This is a genomic window from Nonomuraea sp. NPDC050643, assembly GCF_040654715.1.
In the GTDB taxonomy this organism is placed as follows: Bacteria; Actinomycetota; Actinomycetes; order Streptosporangiales; family Streptosporangiaceae; genus Nonomuraea.
The window spans coordinates 94131-118988 of record NZ_JBFAIM010000039.1 but is presented as its reverse complement, the minus strand read 5'-3'; the positions used below and the strand labels follow the sequence as shown (position 1 = coordinate 118988).

Here is a 24858-nt window from a genome sequence, read left to right as displayed (position 1 = left end):
ATAGCCCGTGATGCCAAGACCGTCGCCGAGGCCGGCACGAGCAACACAGCCTCTCCTGCGACGGTCTTGACATCGCAACTCCTATAGGGAATCAGCCGAAGAGGGCCTTGATGCGCGCCGCCTGCTCCAGCCCCTCGGCCACACTCTGCTCCTCCAGGGTGCGTGCCTGCGCCCCCTGGAGGAGTCGCTTGGTCGCGACCGCCGCGTCCCTGTTCGTCGACAGCAGTTCGGCGATCTTGTCCTGTACGGCCTTATCCAGGTCGCCCCCGGCGACCACTCTCTCCGCGAGGCCGATCCGCATGGCCTCGTCGGCGTGCACGGTCCTGGCGGTCAGGCAGATGTCGATCGCCTTGGCCAGACCGACCAGCTCGACCAGGGGCTTGGTCCCCGTCAAGTCGGGCACCAGGCCCAGTGCGGGCTCTTTCATGCAGAACCTGACATTGTCGGCCACGATCCGCAGATCACAGGCGAGCGCGAGTTGGAACCCCGCTCCTATCGCGTGCCCCTGCACTGCGGCGATGGATACGATCTCCGGGCGGCGCAGCCACAGGAACCCCGCTTGGGCCTGTCTGATGCGCTGCTCGAAGCCGGCGCCGTCGCTCTTGGCCGCCGAGCTGAACGAGCCCTGTCCGGGCACCCCCTCGGGGGTGAACATTCGCAGGTCGATGCCTGCCGAGAAGGACGGTCCCTCACCTTTCACGACGACGACGCGCACCTGCTCCGGCAGGTCCTCGCCGATGCGAGCCAGTGCCGACCATGTCGCGAACGTCTGTGCGTTGCGCTTTTCCGGCCGATCCAGCGTGATCGTCGCTATCTCACCGTCCACCTCGAAGCGAAGCCCGATCTCCGCCAGCCTTTCGGCAGAGACGTCCTCCGTATACCCCCCGCGCTGCCGCGCCTGCGCTTCCGCCATCGCCCGCTCCTTTGTCCGGAGTGCTGACCGTCGCGCCCGAGCCTACAGAATATGGTTCTGGCTCGGGCGCGACGGCGGCTGACTAGGGACGGGCGGCTGCGGTCGCACGTTCCGAGGCGGCCGTCAGCGCTTGGACTTGCCTCGGGTCGCCCCGCCGCGCCCGCGCAGAGTCACACCGGACTCGCTGAGGATGCGATGGATGAACCCGTAAGACCGACCGGTCGAAGCGGCCAGCGCGCGAATGCTCTCACCCGCGGCGTAGCGCTTCTTGAGATCGCCGGCCAGTTTTTCCCGGTCGGCCCCGGTGACCCGGGTGCCCTTCTTCAGTGTCTCGGCCACGAGTACCTCCTGTAGTGCCGGACTTCCGCAGCGTTACTCCGCCATGATCAGTCATTTCAGCGGGATCGGCTACCTACTCCACGGGAAAAGATCCGTACCCACTCAAATTAAGATCAGGCAAGTGCCACAAGATCGGAAAATTCGTCGCTCCACGCGTCTTCAGTTCCGTCAGGTAGCAAGATCACCCTATCCGGTGACAGGGCGTCAACGGCACCCTCGTCATGGGTGACTAGGACGATTGCTCCTGAATACGACCTCAGAGCGTTGAGAACCTGCTCGCGGCTGACCGGATCGAGGTTGTTCGTGGGCTCGTCGAGAAGCAGGACGTTGGCGCTCGAAAGCACCAGGATGGCCAGCGCCAGACGGGTCTTCTCACCGCCGGAGAGCACGCCCGCGGGTTTGTCCACGTCGTCGCCGGTGAACAGGAACGAGCCCAGCACCTTGCGCAACTCGGTGTCGGTGAACTCGCCGCCCGCCGAGCGCATGTTCTCCAGCAGGGTCCTGCCGTTGTCGAGGGTCTCGTGCTCCTGGGCGTAGTAGCCGACCTTCAGCCCGTGGCCGGGCCGGAGGGCGCCGGTGTCGGGCTCCTCGATCCCGCCGAGCAGGCGCAGCAGCGTGGTCTTGCCGGCGCCGTTCAGGCCGAGGATCACGACCCTGTGACCTCGATCGATGGCCACGTTGACATCGGTGAAGACCTCGAGCGACCCGTACGACTTCGACAGCCCCTCGGCCATGAGCGGGGTGCGCCCGCACGGCTGCGGCTCGGGGAAGCGCAGCCGCGCCACCTTGTCGCTCACGCGCTCTTCCTCGGTGCCCGACAGCAACCGGTGCGCACGCCGCATCATGTCCTGCGCGGCCTTGGCCTTGGTGGCCTTGGCGCGCATCTTGTCGGCCTGTGCCAGCAGCGCACCGGCCTGTTTCTCGGCGTTGGCGCGCTCGCGCTTCCTGCGCTTCTCGTCGGTCTCGCGCTGCGCCAGGTACGCCGTCCAGCCGACATTGTAGTGATCGATCACCGACCGGTTGGCGTCCAGGTGCAGGACCTTGTTGACCGTGGCTTCAAGAAGGCCGACGTCGTGGCTGATGATCACCAAGCCACCTTGATGAGAGCGCAAAAAATCGCGAAGCCACCCGATTGAGTCCGCATCTAGGTGGTTTGTCGGCTCGTCGAGAAGGAGAGTTTCCGCACCGCTGAAAAGAATTCGCGCCAATTCCACGCGTCTCCGCTGACCGCCGGAAAGCGTTTGCAACGGCTGTCCCAGCACTCTGTCCGGCAGACCGAGACTGGAGGCGATGGAGGCGGCCTCGGACTCGGCCGCGTATCCCCCGAGCACATGCATTTGATCTTCGAGGCGGCCGTACCGCCTGACGGCCTTCTCCCGGGTGCGGTCGTCGGCCGAGGACATGGCGAGCTCCGACTCGCGGAGCTTGCGGATCACCTCGTCGAGCCCGCGCGCGGACAGGATGCGGTCGCGCGCCAGCACCTGCAGGTCGCCGGTGCGCGGGTCCTGCGGCAGGTAGCCGACGTTGCCCGTGGTGGAGACGGTGCCCGCGGCGGGGATGCCCTCACCGGCCAGCACCTTGGTGAGCGTGGTCTTGCCGGCGCCGTTGCGGCCGACCAGGCCGATCTTGTCGCCGGGGTTGACACGGAAGGAGGCTTTCTCGATGAGCAGGCGCGCGCCCGCGCGCAGCTCGATATCATTGGCAATGATCATGGTGACCGGAACACTCCCGAGCTAGGAAACAGGATTGGGGCGTGCGACGCCGGTCAATCGGGAGTATGCATACCGATCAGTGTAGGGGCCCCCGCAGGGGCCCCACCTCTGGTTAACGCTGCCCCAGGTGCTTGCCGATCAGCGCCAGGTTGTGGATCGCGGCCAGGCCGTACTGCGCGGCGCCGTTGGTGCTGACGAACGGCGCCTCGTGCACGGGGTGCAGCACCCCCGGGCCGTCCACCACGGTCAGGTGCCAGTCCCGCTGCCGCTGCATCGGGTTCATGTTGAGCTGGTCGCCCTCGTCGTAGGTGAACTTGCGCCAGGCCCACGCGGCCAGCTCGGCGTCGCCGGCGCGGGCCGCCGCGTACGCCGTCAGCCGGCTGTGCGCCTGGATCAGCGAGATACCGCTCAGCCGCTGCCCCACCTCGGCCTCCTGCTGCTCGGGAGTGGCCAGGTAGAGCCGGCAGTAGTCCAGCCAGGCCCGCTCGAAGCCGGGCACGCCGAGGTCGAGCGCGATCAGCTCCGCGCACATCTCCGGCAGCCCGAACAGCGACGACAGGTGCGAGACCGAGATCTTGTCGCGCGAGGTGTCGAAGCGCCCGGTCGCCAGGTCCAGCCGGCCCTCGCCGGTCAGGAAGCCACGCGGCATGGCGCCGATGTCGGCCATCGTGCCCAGCAACCGGTCTCTGGCCCGCTCGTCCCCGTGCCGCTCCCACCGGGTCAGCCAGGCCGCGGCCAGCGAGCCCCAGTCGGTGCCGAGGCCGACCGACAGGGCCGAGGGGTCCGGGGTGTAGACGTCCTCGCGCACCTTGCGCGTGGGGTCGATCACCACGAACGTCTCCTCGGGCGTGCTGAGCTCGTCCATGAGGTCGCCGGTGCGCTCGTCGGCCGTGAGGTAGTAGTAGAAGCGCCGGTAGGCCGCGTTGGAGATGCGCAACTGCTTGCAGCTGCAGCCCCAGTGCTGCACGTTGTGCCGGCTGCCCAGGCCCTTCCACGTGCCGAGGTGGTAGACGTCGACCTCGCCGGTGTGACGGGTCATGGCCTCGGCGAAGCGGAAGACGTCGGCCCGGCCCGTGCGCAGATACTGCAGCCACAGCCACAGGTCCGGCGACAGCTCCGAGTTGTCCCAGGCGTAGCCGCCGATGTCGTAGCGCCAGGTGTGCCGGTCCCGGTCGTAGGTGTGCATGACGTCGCCGTAGTCCCAGAACCCGTACCAGCGGCGTTGCTCGCGCTCGCGGACGTACAGGTCGAACAGGAAGTCCAGGCGGTCCTCGATGGCGGCGTGGGCGGGCGTGGAGCGGTCGGGCAGCTCCCAGACACCGAACACGCCCGCCTCGCGCACCCGCTCGGGGGAGGCGGCCAGCAGGGCCGGCTCGTTCATGGCGGCGGCGTGGGCGGCCAGGTCGGCCGCGGAGGGCGTGGTGTCGCAGGCGCGCAGGGTCAGCTCGTGCGTACGGGCCACGCCGTGGGCGTCGCCGAAGCCGGGCTCGTAGTCCTCGTAGGTGATCTCGAGGCCCTCGAGCTGCTCGGCGAAGGTGTCCTGGCCCATGCCGTCGTGGTAGAAGCGCAGGTCCATGGCGGGAGCCGACGGTGACCAGAGCCAGATGGTGGCGGTGGCCAGGTCGCTCGCCGCGTTCCTGACGTCGAGGCGGGTGGGGTGCAGGCGCCAGAAGTCGCGCAGGCCGAAGCCGAGGCCGCCGCCGACGCCGCCGACGTAGCCGTAGCCGTCGGAGCGGGTGCCGGCGGGGATCGTCACCCAGGCGTGGCCGTCGGCGGTGCGCTTGCGCAGCGTGAAGCCGTCGGCGGAGCCCTGGTCGAGGGTGTAGTCGTTCCAGGCGGGGATGAGGTGCAGCCGGGTGGCCACCGCCGGGTCGAGCTCACCGGCCGGACGGCCCTCGACCTGGGCGCGGCGCGCGGACTCGCCGGGGTCGAGGCGCAGGCCGGTCAGGCCGCGTACGGCCTCGGTGAGGAAACCGCCGTCGCCGGCCAGGCGCACGTGCCGGTCGTGGAGCTCGTCGCGCATGACCACGTCGGCCCGCAGGCCGAGCCCGGCCAGGAAGTCGCGCTCGGGGTCGCCGTCCCAGACGAACGTGTGCATGATCCGCACGTTCTCGGCGCCGGCGTAGAAGTACAGCCGCACGGTGAACGGCAGCCAGTCGCCGTAGCGGCCCTCCAGGCGGACCACGGCGCGCAGGGGCCCGTCCTGCTCGACCGTGACGCTCTCGACGACGCCGGAGGTCTGCTCGCGGGGCACGCCGCCGCCCTCGTCGGGGGTGGGCTCGCTCTGGCGCAGGCCGACCAGGCGCACGTCCCTGGCGATCTCGCGGCTCCCGCGCGAGATCGACCGTGCCAGCGTGGCGCCCTGCTCCTCGATGGTCCACGTGACGACGCCGGTGCCGACGCGCAGCACGCCGTCCGCGCGCGCGACCGTGACGGCGCCGCCGGCCGCCGCCGGCTCACGCCCGGCCTCCAGCCGGTACGCCGTCGCCGCCGGCCCGGCCCCGATGGCGTGCGCCGACCACTTGACCGAGCCGTCGGGCCAGGTGGCGTTCACCCAGCTCTGCACGGGCACCTCGTGCCCGTCGTCGTCGGCCAGCGCGAACGGCGCGTCCCGCCCGACCGCGCCGCGCGGCCACGGGACCCCCCAGGTCACCCCCTGCTCGCCCGGTCCGTCCAGCCAGCGAAGTACGGTCATGCGATCTCCTTGAGTCGCTCGGCGACGATCGCGGCCACCTCGTCGGCGCCGCGGAAGCAGAAGTGGGTGTCGTCGGCCACGCCGTCGGGGTAGAGCGGGTGGACCCCGGGCGGGAAGTGCGTGAACAGGGCCTTCGACCCCTCGGGGCCGAGCCGCTCGTACAGCTCGGTGGTGGCCGAGGTCAGGTCGATCAGCGGGACGTCTTCGGCGGCGGCCAGGTCGCGCACGCGCTCGGGATAGTCGCCGTGGGTCGGCACCAGCCGCCCGTCCTCGAACCGGCGCCGCTGCACGGGCGTGCACAGCACCGCCGGCGCGCCCGCCCCGCGCGCCTCCTCGACGAAGGCGCGCAGGTTGTCGCGGTACGGCAGGCCGGGCTCCTTCTGGTCGTTGTGCCCGAACTGGATCACCACGACGTCGCCCGGCGTGATCTCGCGCAGCAGCGCCGCCCACAGCCCCTCGGCCCGGTGGCTCGCCGTGGTGGCGCCGCCCTTGGCGAAGTTGCGCACCGGGCCGCCGACGTACGGCCCGAGTTGCGCTCCCCACCCCGACATCGGCGCCTCGAAGGCCGGGCAGGACGCGACCGTCGAGTCCCCGGCCAGCAGCACGGTGCGGGTCACTCCTTGACGCCCCCGATCAGCACGCCCTTGGCGAAGTGCTTCTGCAGGAACGGGTAGAAGAGCAGGATCGGCAGCGTCGCGATGACGATGACCGCGAACTTCAGCCCCTGCTCCGGCGGCACCCAGGTCCGGTCCATCTGGGACAGGGCGGCCGCGGCGTCGGTGCTGGTGAGCTGGCGGACGAGGATCTGCAGCGTCCACTTGTCCGGCTCGGTGAGATACAGCAGCGGCGACATGTAGTCGTTCCAGATCGCCACCGCGTAGAACAGCGAGAACGTCGCGATGATCGGCTTGGACAGCGGCAGAACGATCTTGAAGAAGACGCCCATCTCGTTGCAGCCGTCGATCCGCGCCGCCTCCTCCAGGGCCTGCGGCAGCTCCTGGAAGAAGCTCTTCACGATGATCAGGTAGAACGGGTTGATCGCCAGCGGCAGGATCAGCGCCCAGTAGCTGTTGAGCAGCCCCAGGTCGCGCACCACCAGGAAGGTGGGGATCATGCCGCCGGTGAAGACCATCGTGAAGATGACCAGGTTCAGGATCAGGGTGCGGCCCGGCAGGTACCGCTTCGCCAGCGGATAGGCCATCGTGAAGGTCAGCGTCACCTGCACCACCATGCCGACCGCGGTCACGACGATGGTCGTGAGCAGGGAGCGGATGAAGGTGGGGGTGGCGAAGATGTACTCGTACGCCTCGGTGACGATCTTCTCGGGCCACAGGAAGAACGGCCGGGAGGCGATCTCCGGCTCGCTGGCGAACGACGCGGCCAGCACGTACAGCAGCGGCAGGATCGTGACCAGCCCCAGGCCGACGAGCGCGACGATGTTGAACGTGTCGAACGCGCGGCTGCCGACCGAGCTGTTGTTGTTGACCGCGAGCTTCTTGGGCTTGGTCTCTGTCATGGTGGTCATGGCGGGGCTCCCTAGAACAGTCCCCGCTGGCCGAGGCGCTTGGCCAGCCAGTTGGAGCCGAAGATCAGGATGACGCCGACCACGCCCTTGAACAGGCCGACGGCGGTGGAGTAGCTGTAGTTGCTGTTCTGGATGCCGGCGTAATAGACGTAGGTGTCGAACACCTCCGCCACTTCGCGGTTCAGCGAGGTGGTCATCAGCCAGATCTGCTCGAAACCGGTGTCCAGCAGGTTGCCGGAGGCGAGGATCGCCATGACCACGACCGTCGGGCGGATCGCGGGCAGCGTGACGTGCCAGAGCTGGCGGAAGCGGCCGGCGCCGTCCATGCGGGCGGCCTCGTACAGGTTGGGGTCCACGCCGGCCAGCGCGGCCAGGTAGATGATCGTGCCCCAGCCCGTCATCTTCCAGAGCTGCTGCAGGATGATGAGCTGCCGGAACCACTGCTCCTGCGCCATGTAGTCGATCTTCGCGGTGTCGCCCAGGAGGTCGCGCATCCAACTGGCGAGCACGCCGAAGTCGGCCGCGAACAACACGTAGGTCAGCGAGAAGACGATCGTCCACGACAGGAAGTGCGGGATGTAGATCAGCGACTGGATCGACCGCTTGAGGATGTTGATCCGCAGCTCGTTCAGCATCAGCGCGACGACGACCGGCGCGGTGAAGACGAAGACGATGTGCAGCACCGCCAGGATCAGCGTGTTGGCCATCAGCCGGCCGAAGTCGGGGCCGGAGAAGAGGGCCTCGAAGTGCTTGAGCCCGACCCAGGGGCTGCCCGAGTAGCCGAGGAACGGCAGGAAGTCCTGGAACGCGATCGTCACGCCGTACATCGGGACGTACTTGAAGATCACGAAGTAGGCGAGGCCCGGGAGGACCATCAGGTAGAGCCAGCGGTAGCGCAGCAGCGCGGTGCCCAGCGGCACCTTGTCGCGCCTGCGCCTCCTGGCCTTGGGCGCCGCCTTCGCGGGAGGCGTCGCCAGGTCGGTGGCCACAGCGGCCTCCTTTCCTATGAGGGGCCCGGAACGTGCCCGGGCCCCTCAGGCGGGGGGTCGTCGAGCTACTTGGGCAGCTTCGCGAGCAGGTCGTTGATCTCGGTGACGATCTGGGTGCCGCCGCCGTCGTGCCACTTCTGGATCTCGGCCTTGAAGCCCGCCTCGTCGATCGCGCCCGACAGGAACTTCACCCGGGCGTCAGAGACGATCTTGTCGATCTGCGGGCCCTTCTCGATCTGCGTGGGGGCGACCACGGGCAGCGCCACGTTGTGCACGGCCGTCTTGAGGTCCTCCTCCACCAGCTTCTTCTGCAGGTCGAGAATGTCCCGGTACGGCTGACCGGACGGGACGCGCTGGTAGGCGATGCCGCCGATGTCCATCGTTCCCTTGGTGCTGAGCTGCGTGAACGCGTCGTCCACGTTGTCCTGGACCGGCCGCACCGCGGCGTCCTCCTCGTTGATCAGCGCGGCGGTGTCGCCGTTCTCGACCTTGAAGTTGCGGCCCTCGATGCCGTTCTGCAGCAGGACCTGGCCTTCCTTGGTGGCCAGCTTGTCCAGCGTCTTCAGCACGTTGTCCAGGTCGGCGTCGGTCCGCACGCTCTGCTTGGAGATGGCCAGGGAGTCGGCGTAGCCGGTGAACGGGTAGGAGAACTTCTTGCCGTCCGACCGCGCCAGGTTGCCGACCATGGTGACCTTGTCACCGTAGTTCTGGTCGCCGTCCTCCCTGAACAGGTCGAGGACCTGGCGGGAGCGGATGTTGACGTCGATGATCATGCCGCCGCGGCCGTGGAAGAACGGCTCGTTCCACTTGGCGGAGTCGAGCGTAGCGAAGTCGGGGTTGACCAGGCCCTCGTCGACCATCTTCTTGAGCCACTTGTTGGCCTCGATGAACTCCGGCGTGTCGAACCCGGGCACGACCTTGCCGTCGCGCTCGCCGTAGCCGTTCGGGGCGCCGAACCAGGTCTCGATCACGTCGTACGGGCTGGCGCTGGCGTAGTTGCCCGGCCACTTCGGGATGATGAGGCCGTAGGTGTCCTTCTTGCCGTTGCCGTCGGGGTCCTTCTCCGTGAACGCCTTGGCGACCTCGTAGAACTCGTCGATCGTCTTCGGCTCCTCGAGACCGACCTTCTTCAGCCAGTCCTTGCGGATGACGACCGCCGAGCGGAGCAGGGGGCGCATCCGGTAGAGGCCGTAGATCTTGCCGTTGATGGAGGAGTTGAGCGAGGTCTGCGCGTCCGCCGGCTTCAGGTTCGGGTACTTGTCCAGCTTGTCGGTCAGATCCCAGAACGCCCCTGCCTGGGCGGCCTTCACGAACGCCGGCAGTTTCGGGTCCACGACCACGACCTGGGGAATGCTGTCCGAGGCCAGCGTGACGTTCATCTTCTCGGTGTACTCGGCGTTGGGGACCCAGGTGACCTTGAGCTTCTTGCCGAGGAACTTCTCGATGGCCTGCTGCAGTTCCCCGGTCGGCTCGGGCGCCGTGCCGAACAGCTTCGACATGAAGGTGATCGTGTTGGCGTCCGCCTGGGGCGCGCTGCCACCACCGGAGCAGGCCGAGGCGGTGAGAGCGGCCGTTAGCGTTAACACACCGGCAAGGAGCCGCCGGCGACGGGGTGCGCTCATGAGTTCCCTTTCGAATGCAGGCGCGCCTCGTTCTCCTGGAAGAAGCGCAGGCAGAGCCACGTGTTGAGATAGATCCAGGCGCCGAAGCTGATCATCGGCGCCAGGATGGGCGCCACCGAGGTCGCGAAGGCGATGGCTGAGAGCGCTAGCAACAGCACCACGGACGAGGCCGGGCGCAGGAACGCTAGCTGGGCTGCTTTGGGCCAGTACGCCCAGAGCGGCAGATCGTAGTGCGCGTAGAGCGGCCCTACGTTCGCCCCCACGCCCGCCAGTGCGATGAGGGCCACGAAAGTCGCGATCCGCAACGCTCCCATGCTGGGCCCGAGAGCGGAGAAATACAGGTAGTTGCCGATCAGCACGGTGGCGAGCAACGCCGCCGGCAGGACCAGCAACGAGGCCCGGACGAACTCCCGTCGGTAGACGGTCCAGAATTCGCTCCAAGCCTGAAACGTTTCATTCCGGGCATGCCGCCGAGCCAGGGTGTAGGCGGCGACGGTGGCGGGCCCGAGCCCGAGGATCACGCCTCCGGCAAGGGTGAACACGATCCACATCAGGTTCAGGCGGACCGCCCAGATGAGCTCTGAGCAGGCAGCTTGAATCCTGATCGACATGGCGGGATGGTTCATCCGGCACCACCTTCTCGTGGCATGTGCACGGATACGGGGGTGGAGTATTGCACCGTGGTTCCTGCCCAGTTACAAGCGAGTGAACGGCGGTTGGTGCGAAATTAGTGTTGAATCGACTCAAAGTCAATGACGAGATACCCGGAGATTTCCGTACTCTCCGATGAGCGGCGCCATCTGCCGAAAGCCGATCTTGCCTCCTGCCAGGGCCGGACCGCCGATCGAGCCGTCGTCCTCCCAGCGGAACGAGACCAAATCGTTGATTGAGAAGACGACCTCCCCGCCCCTGACGTCGAGCCGGACCGCGTAGGGCCCGTCGGCGTCCAGCACCGCCGGCAAGGGGTCCGCCCCCTGCGCGACCAGGTGGAAGCCGTGGCTCTTGCGCAGGTTGCAGGTGTGCAGGGCCCGCTCGGAGGCCCACATGCGGCGGAAGTAGGAGACGTGGTAGGCGTCGATGTCGCCGTGGTGATATTGCTCATAAGGGCCGTCACGCCGGGCCAGCGCCGGGTCGAACAGGTCCTCGCCGTTCCTGCCGCCGGCGTGGAAGAACATGATGGCCAGCCCCGGCTCCCTGATGGGCCAGAAGTCCCACTCGATGCGCACGTCGGCGGGGAATTCCTCCGGACACCAGAGCACCAGATTGGCCGCCTGCCCGTCAGCGGCCGGCCTGAGACTCTCCAACCGCATCCGCCCTTGGGGAAACGACATGGCCCCATCCCCCTCCATACGGAATCCGGCCAGGTCATCGGGGGTGGCCAGGGGGTTGCGATAAACCTCGCTCAACAAGACTCCTCCAGAATGCAGCGGAATGGACCCGAGCCGGCACGCCACCCCCGGACGCGAGGCTGGACATGGGGCTGGACACGGGGCTGGACACGGGGCTGGACGCCGCGCGGGCCCTCTGTGGGACACGCAATCACCCACCAGGCACCGACGCCGGGACACGGGTTCCTGGCCCACCACGCAGGCGCGCCGCGACATGACCATGCCCGGTGAGCGCGGGGCTGACGTGCACCGGGCCCCACCATGCCGTCAAGCGCCCGGCGCAATGGAGGTTCGGCGCCCAGCATGGGTCACGGCAGGTGGTCAGTGGGTTCTGCGGGGGGCGCTCGACTCGCGTATCACCAGGTCGGGCTGGAAGATGACCTGGCGGTGCCGATGTTGTTCAGGCTCGGCCACCTCCTCCAGCAGCAGGTCGATGGCCGTACGCCCCAGCAGTTCGCGAGGCTGCCGTATGGACGACAACGGCACGGCCGCCGCCGCCGCGAAGTCGATGTCGTCGTAGCCGATGATGGCCAGGTCGTCCGGCACCCGCAGCCCGTGCGACGCCATCGCCTGTAAGAATCCGAGCGCCATCATGTCGTTGGCGCAGAAGGCCGCCGTCGGGCGTTCGTCGGCGGGCAGGGCCGCCACCCGTTCCCCGATCGCGCGCCCTTCGGCCACGGTCAGCGTGGGAGCGGTGGAGGTGAGCAGTTCGACGGCGCCGTCGGCCGCCGCGACGGCGCTGGCGATGCCCGTGTGCCGGTCGGCCACCTGTTTGATGGACTGCGGCCCGCCGACGAACATGATCCGCCGGTGCCCCCGTTCAATGAGATGGGCGCCCGCGATCTGCCCGCCGAGCCGGTCGTCCACGGCCACCGAGCACTGCAGGCCGGTGGCCGGGCTGTCGACCAGCACCACCGGCGTGCCCCGGGCGGCGAGTTCCTCCAGCCAGGGGCTCTCCATCTCGACCGGGGTGATCAGTATTCCCATCACCCGCTGCTGTTCGAGCTGGTCGAGGTGGCGGCGCTCACGGCCGGCGTCACCGGCGCTGTTGCAGAGCACCACCATCGAGTCGTGGTCGTCGGCCACCGATTCGGCGCCCTGGGCCACGTCCACGAAGAACGGGTTGGACACGTCGAGCACGACGAGCCCGACCGTCCTGCTGCGCCCCATCCGCAGGTGGCGGGCCACCTCGTTGCGGACGAAGCCCAGCTTCTTGATCGCTTCGAAGACGCGTTCGCGTGTGGCGGGGGACACGATCTCCGGGCGGTTGAGCACATTGCTCACCGTGCCCACTGAGACGCGCGCCAGCTGCGCGACCTCCTTGATGTTCCTGGTCGCCATCGATCCTCACGAGGCCGTGCTCTGGACTGCGGTGAAGGTGGAACCCGCAACTTGAACGTGGAGCGCTGAACGCGGTTCCACTGAGAACTCGGCTCATCATAGCGGCATTCAAGATTCTTTTGAATCGTCTCAACGACGTGACGTGGTCACGCTCCGGCATCGGGTGGCGGCGTGGCGGCGCCGGCCTTCATGCCGTCCAGCATCAGCCGCAGGTATCGGCCCGGGTCCGCGGCCACCGGGGCGGGCAGGTCGTCGGGGTGGCAGGTGAAGACGTTCAGCAGGTGGATCAGATCCTCGACGCCGACGTCGGCCCGCATCGAGCCTTCGGCCTGCGCCCGGCGTACGAGCGCGTCGAACCGCTCCACCCACCCGGCCCGCATCCGCGCGAACTCCTCCCGGTCCACGATCGCCTCCTCCGGCACCACGGCCAGGGCGGTGGCCAGCGCGGCGCGGCCCGGCGCGGCGACCCAGGAGACGAAGTCCCAGATCGCGCTCCAGGCGTCGGCCCGGTCGCGGGCGGCGGTGTCCAGGGCGTTCGCCATGGTGTGGATGTACAGGTCGCCGACGGCGGCGATGAGGGCGTCGCGGTCGGGGAAGCGGCGGTAGAGCGTCCCGACCCCGACGCCGGCGCGCTTGGCGATGGCCTCCATGGGCGCGTTGACCCCGCGCTCGGAGACGACCTCGGCGGCCGCCTCGACGATCTTGTCCAGATTGCGCCTGGCATCCGCGCGCACGTACGACTCCCAAGTGGACGACGAGATTCCGCTTAGTGTACCGTCACGCTAACCGGAATCCGAGATTCCACTTACGGAGGTCACGATGATCGTGGTAACCGGTGCCACCGGCTCCATCGGCCGCGCGCTCGTCCGGCGACTGCAAGGACACGACGTCCTCGCCGTCGTACGGAGACAGCCCCCCGACGACCTCGGCGCCCCGTACGCCCTGGCCGACTTCGACCAGCCCGGGACGATCGGGCGGCTCCTGTCCCCCGGCGACCGCCTGTTCCTCAACAGCTCGCTCTGGCCCGGCTACATCGAGGCCCACCGCGCCGTCATCGACCTGGCCGCGAAGGCGGGGGTCGCGCAGATCGTCGCGGTGTCGGTACGCGGCGCCGCACCGGGCGCCAAACTCGGCATGGGCATGCACGGCGAGGTCGACGCCCACCTGCGGGCGTCGGGGGTGCCCTGGTCGATCCTCCAGCCGAGCGGCTTCATGCAGAACCTGCCACGCGACTTCCAGGACGGCGCCATGTACGGCGCGTACGGCTCCACCGAGGTCAACTACATCGACACCAGGGACATCGCCGACGTGGCCGCCGCCCTGCTCACCGGCCCGGTCGGCGGGGACCGCGACCACGTGCTCACCGGCCCCGAGTCCCTGTCGCACGAGCGGATCGCCGAGGAGATCGGCAAGGCCCTCGGCCGTCCGGCCCGCTACGTCGACCTGCCCGTCCCGGAGATGACCGCGCACCTCGAACGCCAGGGCATCCCTCAGCCGCACGCCGGGGACCTGGCCGCCCTCATGGCCGAGATGGGCGACGGCCGCTGGGCGGCGACCACCACGGCCGTACACGACCTCACCGGCCGCCCACCCCGCCCCCTGTCCACCTTCCTCACCGACCACAAACACACCTTCGCCTGAAGCCAAGGACCTCGGGAGCGCGGAGCAGGCGAAGCGCGGGCCGGGGCAGGCCGGGGGCGCGGGATGCGCGGGGGCGCAGGCCGGATGCTCAGACGGGAGACTCGGGCCGGAGACTCAGACCGGAGTGCAAGGCCGGAGGGACCGGTCGGAGCGCAAGGCCGGAGGGACGGGTGAATGGCGCGGGCGCGGGTGAAAGGCGGGGCTCAAAGGGCTCTGGTGCGGGGTCCTGGGGTCAGTCCGGGTCGAGGATGCGGACGCGTACCGCGCGGAACAGGGCGGGCGTGTCCCGCAGCACCGCCAGCCTCGGGTCGGGCACCACCAGGAACGGGTCCGTCTCCAGCGCCAGCAGCGGCGCCAGCCGCCGGTCCGGCCGCAGGGCGTCCACCGCCCTGCGGTCCCCGCCGAGCAGCACCCCGTCCAGCTCCTCCAGGTGCGGCCCCAGCACCCGCACCGCCGTCTCCACCGCGTCGTCGAACGCCCGCTCCGCCTGGTTGCGCCGCCGTCTGGCGAAGCGCTGCTGCGACCACCCGCCCGCCGCCGTACGCCCCTGCACCAGCCGCGACCCCACCTTGGACGCCACCAGCACCGACCCGTGGAAGACCCCCGCCGCGTATCCGCCGAGCCGCACCAGGAACACCCCCACCCGCCGCTCGGCCCCGGCGTGCGCGACGAGCCGGGTCACGTGCGGCGGCCCCGGCGGCGTCATGGGCGCGAAGGGCACGTGCAGTTCGGCCAGCGCCCCGTCGGCGGCGCGCAGCCGCACCACCCGCTCGTCGCCCGACGCGGAGAACGGCCCGTGACGGCCGGCGAAGCCGTCGATCCACGGATGCAGGCGCTCCGGCGGCACCGTGACCCACCGGCCGCCGCCCCTGGCCGGACGCGCGCTCATGCCCGAAGGCTAGCGGACCGCCGTGCCCGTCACGTGCGGCGGCGAACCCACGTCGGCGGGGAACCTAAGCGGAAATGTCGGTAAATTCTGTTTCGAGGCACTTCTGCTCCGCCGGTAGCTGGAGCACCATCTGTACGTGTCCTCCCTGCTCACCAGTCCCATGGTGGACCTCGACACGGGGTCCGTCATCGCGCACCCCGCCGTCGTGGACGCCACCGGCGCCCTGCGGGCCGCGCCGCTGCCCATGGCGCTGGAGCTGCCCGTCCGGGTGGTGCTGGCGGGCGCGGGCGCGCTGGCACCCTTGCACGAGGCGCTGCGGCGGGCGGGCCGGCATCCCCGCGAGGCGATCCTGCTGCTCACGGGCTCGTGCCAGGAGCAGGACCGGCCGCTGCTCAAGGTGGGGCTCGACGGGCTGCGCACCATCGGCTACCTGCTCGGCTTCGCCGGCGTGGGCGGCTCCGGCGCGGCGCTGGACCTGGTCACGGACGGGTCCCCGTACCTGCTGGCGCTGGACCCGGACGTGGTGGCGCGCATTCCGGGCGACCACCGGGCGGCCGCGGTGGCGCGGGCGGTGGTGACGCTGGCGCGCGGCATCGGCGCGCACGTCATGGCGCCCGGCGTGGAGCGCGAGGCGCAGGTGGCGGTGGCGCGCGGCCTCGGCGTACGCCTCGCGAACGGCCCGCTCCTCGCTCCGGGCCCCGACGGCAAGGTACGCGTCCCGCTCCCCGTCACCGACGAGTCCCCCACCTCGATCCTGCTCGGCCCCCGCGTGCAGGAGCTGCTGCTCCCGGCCGTGACGCTGCCCGCGGAGGCGAAGGCGGAGGAGGTCGTGGCGGCGTTCGGGCACGAGCCGACGATCACCAGCGTGATCCTGGTGGACGAGTTCCAGCGCCCCAAGGGCAGCCTGGACCGCAGCAGGTTCCTGCTGTCGTTCGCGGCCCGCTACGGACACGCCCTGCACGGCTCGAAACCGGCCCAGCGCCTGGCCGACCCGCCGCGCACGGTGCCCAGGACGACCCCCGCGATCGCGGCCATGCAGGCGGCGGGCAGGGACGCGGCCCGCGTCTACGACGACCTGGTGGTCACCGACGAGATGAACCGCTGCCTGGGAATCGTCCGGGTCTCGGACCTGATCAGGCAGGTAACCGCCCTCAGAAGCTGACAGCGCCCGCCCGCGAGGATAGGAAGGGAGCATGCTGAACAGACGGGCCCTGCTCGGCGCGGGCATGCTGGCCGGGGTGAGCGCCTGCACCGCCACCAGTCCCGCACCGCCAGAGGCCGCACGAGAAGCCGCCTTCGATCCCTCCGACTGGGCGTCGGTGCGGGCCCAGTTCGCGCTGGACCCCGCGTACGCGCAGTTCGCGGCGTTCGTGCTGGCGCCCGCGCCAGCCCCGGTCCGCGAGACGATCAGGGCGCACCGCGACGCGCTCGACGCCGACCCCGAGTACACCCCGCCGGGCACCCGCTCCCCCGACCAGACCATACGCGAGGCCGCCGCCCGCTACCTGGGCGGCGAGGCGTCCGGGATCGCGCTGACCGACAGCACCACGATGGGCCTGGGCCTGCTCTACTCCGGCATCGCCCTGCGCCCCGGCCAGGACGTGCTGACCTCCGAGCACGACTTCCTGGCCACCCACGAGGGGCTGCGCCTGCTGGCCGGGCGCACGGGCGCGAAGGTACGCCGGGTCCGCCTCTACGACGACCCGGCCACGGCCTCGGTCGACCGCATGGTGGCGGCCGTCAAGGAGGGGCTCGGCCCGCGCACCAGGGTGGTGGCGCTCACCTGGGTGCATTCGAGCACGGGCGTCCGCGTGCCGATCCGGGCCGTGGCCGACATGCTGGCCGAGGCGAACAAGGGCCGCGACGAGCGGGACCGGGCGCTGCTGTGCGTGGACGGGGTGCACGGGTTCGGCGCGATGGCCGACGGCGTGGCGGACCTGGGCTGCGACTTCCTGGCCAGCGGCACGCACAAGTGGCTGTTCGGGCCGCGCGGCACCGGCATCGTCTGGGGCCGCGCCTGGGACGCGGTCGTCCCGATCATCCCCAGCTTCAGCCAGGCCGCGTTCGACGCCTGGCAGTCGAACGCGGGCCCCGAAAGAAGCCCCAGGAAGAGCACGGCCGAACTGGTCACGCCGGGCGGTTACAAGGCGTTCGAGCACCGGTGGGCGATGACCCAGGCGTTCGGCTTCATGACGGCGATCGGCAAGGACCGCGTGCAGCAGCGCACGCAGGAGCTGGCCACCCGGCTCAAGGCGGGCCTGGCCGGGCTCCCGCACGTCACCCTGGCCACCCCGCGGGCGCCGGAGCTGTCGGCGGGGCTGGTGTGCTGCTCGGTGGCGGGCCTGCAGCCGTTCGAGGCGGTGCGGCGGCTGCACGGGCAGAAGGTGATCGCGAGCGTGACGCCGTACAACCCGTCGCTGCTGCGCTTCGGCACGAGCATCGTGACCGGCCCCGAGCAGGTGGACCTGGTGATCAAGGCGATGGAGGGGCTGCGCTGAGCCTAGACCCAGCCCTGTGTCCTGGACCGCTGCACGGCGCGGCCCGGCGCGGCCCGGCGCGGCGACGTCGAGCAAGCGGTCAGCTACGGTCGCCGGTCGCTGAAGGCATGTCGCAGTCCAAAGTTTCCAAGATCGAGCGGGGGTTCTTGCTGCCGTCCGTGAACGATGTTGATGCCCTCGGCACGGTCTACGGTCTTCCTCCTGAGGAGGTGAGCACCCTGAAATCTCTGGTGGCCGAGCTTCGTGATGAGTCACGAAGTCGGGTCGTCCTCGCCCGCGGGATGTCCGAGATGCAGCGCAAGATCGGCCAACTGGAGGCGTCGTCCGCCCTGCTCCGCAGTTTCCAGCCGACTTTGGTAATCGGGCTACTGCAAACTCCTGCGTACATGAGATGCGTGTTCAACCTGCCACAGGACGTCCCGCCCGATGAGGTAGGCGACGCTGTGAAAGCCCGAGAAGCCCGGCAAGCCGTCCTCGCTGACCAGCACAAGCAGTTCGTGCTCATCATGATCGAGGGAGCGCTCCGCTGGCAGGCAGCAAGCGCGAGCATCATGGCCCAGCAGATCGAGGCGCTCATCGAAGCGGCGATGCTGCCGAACGTCCGCGTCGGGATCATCCCGTGGACCACGCCGGTCAACGTGTTCCCGCGCCACGGATTCCACCTTTATGACACCGACGCCGTGATCGTTGCAACAGAGACCGCCACGGCCACACTCGCTGGCCCCGCGGACGTCGCGACGTACGTGGACATGTTCGAAGCACTTGAAAACCTTGCTGCGTTTGGCGATGACGCACGAAAGCACCTCGTGCGCATCGCCAACGATTACAGAAATCTTGACCCTGTGAGGTGCCCAGCAGATTCCGGACAGTTGGCTACATAAGCTGACGGAAGTCTGGAAGAGGTAGGTACGTGACGAGGCGTCGCAGGCAGTTCTCGCCGGAGTTCAAGGAAGAAGCCATCCGCATGGTGTTGGAGGGCGAGCGGACGGTCGCGTCGGTGGCGCGCGAATTCGACATCAACGCCGGCACCCTGGGCAGCTGGGCGAACCGGCATCGGATCGCGAGCGCCCAGGAGGAGCGGCAGCCGGTCTCTGCGCCGGACCGGGCCCGGATCCGGGAGCTGGAGCGGGAGAACGCCGAGCTGCGCAAGAAGTTGATCTTCCTGAAAAAAGCGGCCTTAGATTCAGACGATCAACACAACACTGCAAGTGGATGGGTGGATCGTGGCTCGGATGGGTCGGCCGGGAATGTCGGACGCGCTCCGTACCAGTGCATCGGGGTGTAGGGATTGATGTCGTTGGGGTGGGGGCTGCGCTGACCGCGCTGCTTGGCCTCACGCCGGGCGGCCGCGTAGGTGTCCTTGGCGTCCTGCCAGGCTGAGCGGCTGGTCTCCAGCATGGCCAGGGCCCGCAGCAGGGCGGTCTCATTTGTGCGGAACGGCCCGGCTTTGGCGTGCAGGTAACTCAGGGTCGCCTCGAAGCCGATCGGCCGGTAGAGCTGTACGCAGGAGCGAAGCGCAGATACCCGCCGCTGGTGGGGCAGGGCAGGGTCGCGCACCTGGCGGGCGAAGTTGCCGAAGCTCATCTGGTCGTGCTCCGCGTCCGCTCGAGCACTCGGTAGACGGTGGCGCGACCGACGGAGAAGACCTCCATGAGCTCGGCAATGGTGTACTCGCCGGTGCCGTGCATCCGGACGAGTTCGGCCTGTTGCCGGTGGGTGAGCTTGGGCTGGCGGCCCTTGAGCTTGCCGCGGGAGCGGGCGATGGCCATGCCCTCGCGGGTGCGCATCTTGAGCAGGTCGGCTTCGAACTCGGCGAACACCGCCAGCATGTTGAAGAACATCTTGGACATGGGGTCGCTGGGATCGTAGATGCTGCCGCCGAGGGAGAGACGGACGCCGCGGGTGACCAGCGTGTCGCCGATGTCTCGGGCATCGGGCACCGACCGGGCGAGCCGGTCGAGTTTCGGCACCACCAGGGTGTCGCCGGCGCGGACGGCCGCGAGGGCTTGGTCGAGGCGGGGCCGGGCCCGGTGGGTGCCGGTCAGGCCGCCCTTGTCGAGGTAGATCCGCTCGTCGGCGACGCCGAGGGAGACGAGGATTTCGCGCTGGGCGGTGAGATCTTGGGCGACGGTCGAGCATCTGGCGTAGCCGATGAGTTCTCCCACCCGACCACCGTACCGAATGGCCTCCCCTCACCGGACAGTTTAGCGGACCACCTATCTGAGACAGCGCTACGGGCGCTGGAACCGCGGGCCGGTGATCGCCGCGCGCAGCTGAATAGGTGTCCGGTTAGGGTTCCCTTAACGGACACCGGCCCCACCCCGCCACGTCACACGGGATGCCCCGCGACGCCGGGGGTGGGGCGCTGCTGGGGGGGACGCGTCGGTACGAATCACTTCATATGGCCCATACGGGCAGCATTCTGCAGATCATCTCCGCTACTGAAGCCTGCGGCGCCGGTCTTCGCGGTGCGACCAGCGAAGGCCCTCACCTTGGGAAGGGTACGTTCAGCCACACGCGCTTCATCCCGGCCGGGGCAACGGCCTACGTAGCCGTGCGGCCGTCGGTGAGGTGGAGGATGTCGGTCAGAAGCTCCGAGGCGCTCATCGCATCGAGGTCGGCGAAGGTCGCGGAATGCCAGACGCCGGGCCGCCGGGACGGGTCGTGGCCGGGGACGATATGGACCTCTTCGATCTGCTGCTCCGGCCAGTCTCCCGGAGCGACGACCGAAATGCCGGGGTCGAGGTCCAGCACGACCGTCCGGGCGCAGGGGAAGCGCCGAGAGATCCAGAAGATGATGCCGTTGTCCTGCGGGACGCCACGGTCCCAGCCACGCCGCTCCATGCCCTGCACCGCACCAGTCGTGACGGTCAGGCCACGGAACCGGTCGAGCGCGGCCCCGGCACGCTCGCCCTCGGTCAGCGCGTGGACCGGGCGGCCGATCTGGGGGAACGGCTGGATGAGCTCGTGGTCGGCGAAGACGTTGGACCACGCCGCCAACTCGTCCGCGGGCACGTGCAGGGGGTGGGCGAGCCCGACCTCGTCGGTGCCGGCCACGTCGAGCCGGGCGTCGTCGATGCCGGCGAGCGAGCGGTCCTCGGCGATCCGGAACGTACGGCCCCCGGCCGTCCACAGCAGCCGGCGGGCGATGTGCCAGATCAAGGGATGCCCGACGATGAGCTCGCGGAACTCGTCCGCGCTCCAGAGCCGCCCGGCGACCATCGCCCGCTCCAGCCGCTCCAGCTGTGCGGCCGCGGCGGCGCGCGCCTCCTTCTTCAATGCGGTGAACCGCTTGTGCGCCGCCGGGGCCAGCTCGGCGTCATCGCGCGCGCCAGGCTTGGGGAGGCTCGTCCGCCTTATGCCGTCCTCGTCGAGCACGAACGGCTTGAGCCGCTCGTCGAACCCGACTGTGAACCGGCGCGGGCCGTAGTCGAGGACGAGCGTGCCCGCCGCGTCCAGGCCCAGGTCGGGGACGAGCCGGTCGGCGAGCCGCTCGGCGGTCAGCCCGCGGTCGGTGGCGAGCTCGGCGATCCGGTCCCGCGCCTGGACCTGCAGGCCCTTGTACTTGATCCGTTCGGCGATGCCGTTGAGCTCGCTGAGCGCGGTGTCGGTGCCGATCGCGACGAGCGCGTCGAGCCCTGCGACGGCCATGCGGTTCCCGTTCATGCCCGGCCACTTGCGGATCAGCGGCGTCAGGTCGTGGGCCGTGGCGTCGTCCCCGAACAGGCCCAGCGCGGTCATGACCCAGCCCTCCTGTTCGAGGCCGCGGCCGCCGCCGCGCTCGCGCAGGCCGGACAGCTCGAAGATCTTCCAGGCGAACGCGGCGAGGGAGGCGGGGTCGCACGCCTCCCGCACCGCCTCCACGCCGGGGTGGACGTCGTCGAACCCGGACACGGTGAGGAGTGTGACCAGGTGGCCGGCCGCCGCGCCGGACAGTGCCCGCCCGTCCCGCAGCAGCACCTGGGGGATCAGGTGCGGGTCCAGCCAGTTGGGGGCATCGGGGATCTGCGCCGGGAGGGCGGCCGCCATCGGATCGAGCGTGACCAGCGCCTCGATCTCGGCGGCGGCCTTGGCGCCATGGTCTCGGCCGGCCGCTCGGACGTCGTCGCAGTGCCCATGCGAGGCGAGGTGGACCAGCGCCGTCTCCGCCTCGCGCCGCGCCCGCTGGTCGGCGGCCCTCTTCGCGGCGGCGAGCGCGGCGGGGACCAGCGCGCGTGCCGCAGCCGCCGCGTGCCGGGCGAACCAGCGTTCCGCGACGGCGCGCAGCGCCGGGCGCCGCAGCCGCCACTCCGCCATGTGCGCGGCGATCCCGGCGTCGCAGAACGGGAGCAGGAGCTCCGCGGTGGCGGCGGGCCGCACCTCGGCCATGTCCAGCGCCGCCGGGGCGGCGTCCGCGGCGAAGCGCGCCAGGATCGGCTCCAGCCGTTCGGGGGCGGCCCCGGTCAGGCTGGGCCTCCAGCGGGCGACCAGGGGGCGAACGTCCTCCTCCGGGCCGGACAGGAACAGGTCCCACTGCCGCTCGGCGGGTAGTCGGCCGTCGCGGAAGAGCTCGATCTCCTTCTCCCAGTCGACCTCTAAGCCGGTAAGGGGAGCGGCCCACCGCTCGCGTTCACCAAGCTCCCACACGGCCGTCCGCTCGGCCGGGGGTTCGAGGCCCTTGACAATGGCTCGCTTCCGGTCTGGCAGGCCCCTGGCCCAGGGCGGGTCGGCCAGCACGGACGGTAGGTCCTCCGGCGCGGCCTCGTCGGCCCACCCCGCCTCCCGCACGGCCGGGCCGCCCAGCAGGCGTGCGGCGTACCGGGCGATCTCTTCGGCGCCGGCGTCCACGGCGTCGCGGAAAGTCCGGCGCGCGCGTTCTGGGAAGCGCTTCGCGGCCTCGACGACGGCCGCGTGCACGCCCGGCCGGTCGAGGCGTTCCACCAGGGCCTTCAGCGCATCGTCGGACGGCAGAATGCCCATGACCTCCACCGCCAGAGGATCGGCCGTGCGATCGATGAGGTCGGCCAGGAGAGGGGTCAGTGCGGGACCGAGCCCGTCGGCCGCGGTGTACAGGACGTGGTCCTGGACCAGCCACTCCCACGGCTGCGGCGTCCTGCGGAACTTCGCGACCTGGTCCGTCGTGCCGAGCGAGCACATGACCCGCTGCGCCAGGCGGAACGGCAGATGGTCGGGCAGCTCGGCGCACAGGTCGTCCACCCAGCCGGTCTGCGACGGCGCCAGGAACGACGTGGCGATCCGCGTGATCAGGTCCTGGCGGCATTGTGCCAGGGCCGTGACGACGTCCCGGTACTCCTCGTCACCGGCCGCCGCGATGAGCGCGCGCACGCGGGGAGCGACTTCGTCGCCGCGGTCCCACAAGAGCGCGGGGTCGTCGTGGCGCACCAGCTGAAGACGCCAGCCTCCGCCTCCTCCGTCGCGCTCGACCCGGACGCGGGCGAGACCGGCCGTCGCCGCCGCCGCGAACGCCAGACCGTGCTCGACGACCCACGCGTCCGCGAGGTCCCGCGTCTCGATGGGCCCTTTCCTGGCGGCGGCCGCGAGGACGGCCGCGCCGGTGGGGTTCGCGGGGCCCTCCAGGTGGGCGCGGGCGGGTCCGACCAGTTCGGGGGCGCTCTCCCCGTGGCTGAGCAGCCGTGCGGCCTTCTCCTGCGACTCCGTCAGGGCCTGGCGCAGCCGTTCGGCGGCACCGAGGTCGATCGCGCCCGGCGCCGCGGGCGTGCCGCCGCCACGCCGGGGGTGGAGGCGCTTTCGCTGATGCTCGGGAATCACGAGCGCGTTCTCGGACATGGACGAGCACGCTAGCGCCCTCGACCGACAATACCCGCGCGGATCGTCACGGGGGGAGGAGGATCCGGTGCCCTCAACTCAAAAACTGTTGCTTAGAGGTCCTAACAGAAAGATCAGCGGACGAGGCGTCGCCAGCAGATGATCGCCGCAGCAAGCGTCATGAACGCTTCGTGGATGTCGTCGCGGACCAACCAGCGGATGCGCAGGCGGCGGAACCAGTGCGGAAGCGCGATCGTCCTCTCGACCACCCAGCGGTGGATGCCCAGGCCGGAGCCGTGCGGGGTGCCGCGCCGGGCGATGATGGGTTTGATGCCGGTGCGCCAGACCAGGCGGCGGTACTTGTCGTGGTCATAGCCGCGGTCGGCGTACAGGCAGTCCGGCCGCTTGCGCGGTCGGCCGACGCGGCCGCGGACCGGTGGGATGGCCTTGATGAGGGGCATGAGCCGGGTGACGTCGTTGCGGTGGCCGCCGGTCAGGGAGACGGCGAGGGGGATGCCTCCGCCTTCGGTGATGACGTGGTGTTTCGAGCCCGGCTTGACACGGTCGACCAGGCTCGGACCGGTTCTGGGCCGCCCTTGAGCGCCCGGACGTGCGAGCTGTCGACCACCGCCTTGGACCAGTCGAGCTGACCGGCGGCGTGCAACTCGGCGAGCAGGAGCTGGTGCAGCCGGTCCCACACCCCGGCCTGGTGCCAGTCACGCAGCCGCCGCCGGCAGGTCATTCCCGAGCCGAAGCCCAGCTCCTGAGGCAGGAACTCCCACGGGATCGCGGTGTAGAGCACGAACAAGATGCCCTGCAACGCCAGCCGGTCATCCAACCGCTTACGCCCCTCGTTTTTTCACGAAATGATCGACGGAGTCGCTCACTTCGGCGTTCACCGCGATCTCCTCGCCCTGCATGTTGAACCCGCGCAGACGGCGATCGCCACCTGGATCGCGATCCAACGCCCCGGTGGTCTGGAGGAACTAGTCGAGGAGGAAGCGACCGATGAAGCACTGGCCCAGTTCATCGCCGCTAACGAGCCGGTGTCCATGGCGGAGTTTCGCCGGCTCTGCCTGCGGGGCCGGCTGGCGGACCTGGGCGAGGTCATCGATGACGCGCTGAGCAAGTTCGGCATCGGGCTCCGCAGCCTGTCCGAGCGCTGGCCAACGGTGTACTCGGTGTCCTTCCTCCAGTTGTACAACCACCTGGTGGCGAAGGCCGAGTTCCGCAGCCGGGATGAGGGCGCCGTGCTGGAGCATGGCGCCCATCTCGCCGTCGCGGACCGCCTCGGCCGGGTGCGGCCGCGCACGGCGATCGTCCCCCGGGCGGGGGTGAGCAGGCCGAGGAGCAGGTTGATGGAGGTCGACTTGCCGGCGCCGTTGGCGCCGAGCAGGGCCACGGTCGTGCCGGGCTCGATGGTGAGCGAGAGGTCGTCCACGGCGAGCACGTCCCCATAGTGCTTGCTGACGTGGTCGAACACGATGCGGTTCATGTCAGGAACGCTATGACCGGTCCTGGGGCCGGGGTCAGTGTGTTC

21 protein-coding genes and 1 pseudogene are annotated in these 24858 nt (G+C 69.8%); 5 read left to right on the top strand and 17 right to left on the bottom strand.

All coding sequences use genetic code 11. The annotated features are described in order from the left end of the window. Positions 1-91: 91 nt before the first annotated feature. The 12 genes from AB0I15_RS39650 to AB0I15_RS39595 all read right to left on the bottom strand — a co-directional run bounded on the left by AB0I15_RS39650 (position 92) and on the right by AB0I15_RS39595 (position 13258). Positions 92-913 carry an enoyl-CoA hydratase/isomerase family protein gene (locus AB0I15_RS39650; protein ID WP_358107711.1) on the bottom strand — a complete coding sequence of 274 codons (822 nt, stop codon included), beginning with the start codon at positions 911-913 and terminating at the stop codon, positions 92-94. Between the two features lie 123 nt (positions 914-1036). Next, positions 1037-1252 carry a helix-turn-helix domain-containing protein gene (locus tag AB0I15_RS39645; RefSeq protein ID WP_020547488.1) on the bottom strand — a complete coding sequence of 72 codons (216 nt, stop codon included), beginning with the start codon at positions 1250-1252 and terminating at the stop codon, positions 1037-1039. 113 nt (positions 1253-1365) lie between these two features. Beyond that, positions 1366-2964: an ABC-F family ATP-binding cassette domain-containing protein gene (locus AB0I15_RS39640; protein WP_358107708.1), complete on the bottom strand. Its 1599-nt coding sequence runs from the start codon at positions 2962-2964 to the stop codon at positions 1366-1368. Positions 2965-3076: 112 nt separating this feature from the next. Further along, a complete protein-coding gene (locus tag AB0I15_RS39635; protein WP_358107705.1) occupies positions 3077-5659 on the bottom strand; it encodes a Tat pathway signal sequence domain protein in 2583 nt (860 codons plus the stop codon). After that, a complete protein-coding gene (locus tag AB0I15_RS39630) occupies positions 5656-6276 on the bottom strand; it encodes a rhamnogalacturonan acetylesterase (RefSeq protein ID WP_358107702.1) in 621 nt (206 codons plus the stop codon). The genes AB0I15_RS39635 and AB0I15_RS39630 overlap by 4 nt, the downstream gene beginning before the upstream one ends. After that, positions 6273-7184: a carbohydrate ABC transporter permease gene (locus tag AB0I15_RS39625; protein ID WP_358107699.1), complete on the bottom strand. Its 912-nt coding sequence runs from the start codon at positions 7182-7184 to the stop codon at positions 6273-6275. The genes AB0I15_RS39630 and AB0I15_RS39625 overlap by 4 nt, the downstream gene beginning before the upstream one ends. Positions 7185-7195: 11 nt before the next feature. Beyond that, a complete protein-coding gene (locus tag AB0I15_RS39620) occupies positions 7196-8173 on the bottom strand; it encodes an ABC transporter permease subunit (protein ID WP_358107696.1) in 978 nt (325 codons plus the stop codon). Between the two features lie 65 nt (positions 8174-8238). After that, positions 8239-9672 carry an extracellular solute-binding protein gene (locus tag AB0I15_RS39615; protein ID WP_358107693.1) on the bottom strand — a complete coding sequence of 478 codons (1434 nt, stop codon included), beginning with the start codon at positions 9670-9672 and terminating at the stop codon, positions 8239-8241. A gap of 119 nt (positions 9673-9791) precedes the next feature. Further along, positions 9792-10421 carry a DUF624 domain-containing protein gene (locus tag AB0I15_RS39610; RefSeq protein ID WP_358107690.1) on the bottom strand — a complete coding sequence of 210 codons (630 nt, stop codon included), beginning with the start codon at positions 10419-10421 and terminating at the stop codon, positions 9792-9794. A 123-nt stretch (positions 10422-10544) separates the two neighbouring features. Further along, positions 10545-11201, bottom strand: coding sequence for a DUF1961 family protein (locus AB0I15_RS39605; protein ID WP_358107688.1), 657 nt, complete (start codon positions 11199-11201; stop codon positions 10545-10547). A gap of 303 nt (positions 11202-11504) precedes the next feature. Beyond that, positions 11505-12524, bottom strand: coding sequence for a LacI family DNA-binding transcriptional regulator (locus AB0I15_RS39600; RefSeq protein WP_358107686.1), 1020 nt, complete (start codon positions 12522-12524; stop codon positions 11505-11507). Between the two features lie 146 nt (positions 12525-12670). Beyond that, a complete protein-coding gene (locus tag AB0I15_RS39595) occupies positions 12671-13258 on the bottom strand; it encodes a helix-turn-helix domain-containing protein (protein ID WP_358107683.1) in 588 nt (195 codons plus the stop codon). Positions 13259-13343: 85 nt separating this feature from the next. Here AB0I15_RS39595 and AB0I15_RS39590 point away from each other — a divergent pair, with 85 nt between their 5' ends. After that, positions 13344-14165, top strand: coding sequence for an NAD(P)H-binding protein (locus AB0I15_RS39590; RefSeq protein WP_358107680.1), 822 nt, complete (start codon positions 13344-13346; stop codon positions 14163-14165). Between the two features lie 232 nt (positions 14166-14397). On the opposite strand, the gene AB0I15_RS39585 is transcribed toward AB0I15_RS39590, so the two are convergent. Next, on the bottom strand, positions 14398-15054 hold the full coding sequence (locus AB0I15_RS39585; protein ID WP_358107677.1) for an acVLRF1 family peptidyl-tRNA hydrolase: 657 nt from the start codon (positions 15052-15054) through the stop codon (positions 14398-14400). Between the two features lie 136 nt (positions 15055-15190). Between AB0I15_RS39585 and AB0I15_RS39580 the strand changes: the two genes are divergently transcribed. The 4 genes from AB0I15_RS39580 (at position 15191) to AB0I15_RS39565 (ending at position 18837) form a co-directional block, all read left to right on the top strand. Beyond that, the gene (locus AB0I15_RS39580; RefSeq protein WP_358107674.1) at positions 15191-16216 is read left to right on the top strand and encodes an EAL domain-containing protein; all 1026 of its coding nucleotides are present in this window, start codon (positions 15191-15193) and stop codon (positions 16214-16216) included. 31 nt (positions 16217-16247) lie between these two features. Next, positions 16248-17552 carry an aminotransferase class V-fold PLP-dependent enzyme gene (locus AB0I15_RS39575; RefSeq protein ID WP_358107671.1) on the top strand — a complete coding sequence of 435 codons (1305 nt, stop codon included), beginning with the start codon at positions 16248-16250 and terminating at the stop codon, positions 17550-17552. A gap of 107 nt (positions 17553-17659) precedes the next feature. Further along, positions 17660-18433, top strand: a complete 774-nt coding sequence (locus tag AB0I15_RS39570; protein WP_358107668.1) for a helix-turn-helix transcriptional regulator — start codon at positions 17660-17662, stop codon at positions 18431-18433. Between the two features lie 29 nt (positions 18434-18462). Next, the gene (locus tag AB0I15_RS39565) at positions 18463-18837 is read left to right on the top strand and encodes a transposase (RefSeq protein ID WP_358107665.1); all 375 of its coding nucleotides are present in this window, start codon (positions 18463-18465) and stop codon (positions 18835-18837) included. Between the two features lie 295 nt (positions 18838-19132). Here the strand turns inward: AB0I15_RS39565 and AB0I15_RS39560 are convergent, their stop codons facing one another. The 4 genes and pseudogenes from AB0I15_RS39560 to AB0I15_RS39545 all read right to left on the bottom strand — a co-directional run bounded on the left by AB0I15_RS39560 (position 19133) and on the right by AB0I15_RS39545 (position 24813). Further along, positions 19133-19717, bottom strand: coding sequence for a recombinase family protein (locus tag AB0I15_RS39560; RefSeq protein WP_358107662.1), 585 nt, complete (start codon positions 19715-19717; stop codon positions 19133-19135). A gap of 379 nt (positions 19718-20096) precedes the next feature. Further along, complete coding sequence (locus AB0I15_RS39555; protein ID WP_358107659.1) at positions 20097-23339, bottom strand: DUF4132 domain-containing protein; 3243 nt, start codon at positions 23337-23339, stop codon at positions 20097-20099. 113 nt (positions 23340-23452) lie between these two features. Then, positions 23453-24168 (bottom strand): annotated as a pseudogene (locus AB0I15_RS39550) (IS5 family transposase); the annotation flags it as partial. Positions 24169-24213: 45 nt separating this feature from the next. Continuing rightward, positions 24214-24813, bottom strand: coding sequence for an ATP-binding cassette domain-containing protein (locus AB0I15_RS39545; protein ID WP_358107655.1), 600 nt, complete (start codon positions 24811-24813; stop codon positions 24214-24216). Between the last annotated feature and the right edge of the window lie 45 nt (positions 24814-24858).

Excerpts from the sequence above, each read along its gene's own strand:
- AB0I15_RS39650 (WP_358107711.1), bottom strand. The coding sequence starts at position 913 with ATGGCGGAAGCGCAGGCGCGGCAGCGCGGGGGGTATACGGAGGACGTC.
- AB0I15_RS39640 (WP_358107708.1), bottom strand. The coding sequence starts at position 2,964 with ATGATCATTGCCAATGATATCGAGCTGCGCGCGGGCGCGCGCCTGCTC.
- AB0I15_RS39635 (WP_358107705.1), bottom strand. The coding sequence starts at position 5,659 with ATGACCGTACTTCGCTGGCTGGACGGACCGGGCGAGCAGGGGGTGACC.
- AB0I15_RS39625 (WP_358107699.1), bottom strand. The coding sequence starts at position 7,184 with ATGACCACCATGACAGAGACCAAGCCCAAGAAGCTCGCGGTCAACAAC.
- AB0I15_RS39615 (WP_358107693.1), bottom strand. The coding sequence starts at position 9,672 with ATGTCGAAGCTGTTCGGCACGGCGCCCGAGCCGACCGGGGAACTGCAG.
- AB0I15_RS39610 (WP_358107690.1), bottom strand. The coding sequence starts at position 10,421 with ATGAACCATCCCGCCATGTCGATCAGGATTCAAGCTGCCTGCTCAGAG.
- AB0I15_RS39600 (WP_358107686.1), bottom strand. The coding sequence starts at position 12,524 with ATGGCGACCAGGAACATCAAGGAGGTCGCGCAGCTGGCGCGCGTCTCA.
- AB0I15_RS39590 (WP_358107680.1), top strand. The coding sequence starts at position 13,344 with ATGATCGTGGTAACCGGTGCCACCGGCTCCATCGGCCGCGCGCTCGTC.
- AB0I15_RS39585 (WP_358107677.1), bottom strand. The coding sequence starts at position 15,054 with ATGAGCGCGCGTCCGGCCAGGGGCGGCGGCCGGTGGGTCACGGTGCCG.
- AB0I15_RS39575 (WP_358107671.1), top strand. The coding sequence starts at position 16,248 with ATGCTGAACAGACGGGCCCTGCTCGGCGCGGGCATGCTGGCCGGGGTG.
- AB0I15_RS39570 (WP_358107668.1), top strand. The coding sequence starts at position 17,660 with ATGTCGCAGTCCAAAGTTTCCAAGATCGAGCGGGGGTTCTTGCTGCCG.
- AB0I15_RS39555 (WP_358107659.1), bottom strand. The coding sequence starts at position 23,339 with ATGTCCGAGAACGCGCTCGTGATTCCCGAGCATCAGCGAAAGCGCCTC.
- AB0I15_RS39545 (WP_358107655.1), bottom strand. The coding sequence starts at position 24,813 with ATGAACCGCATCGTGTTCGACCACGTCAGCAAGCACTATGGGGACGTG.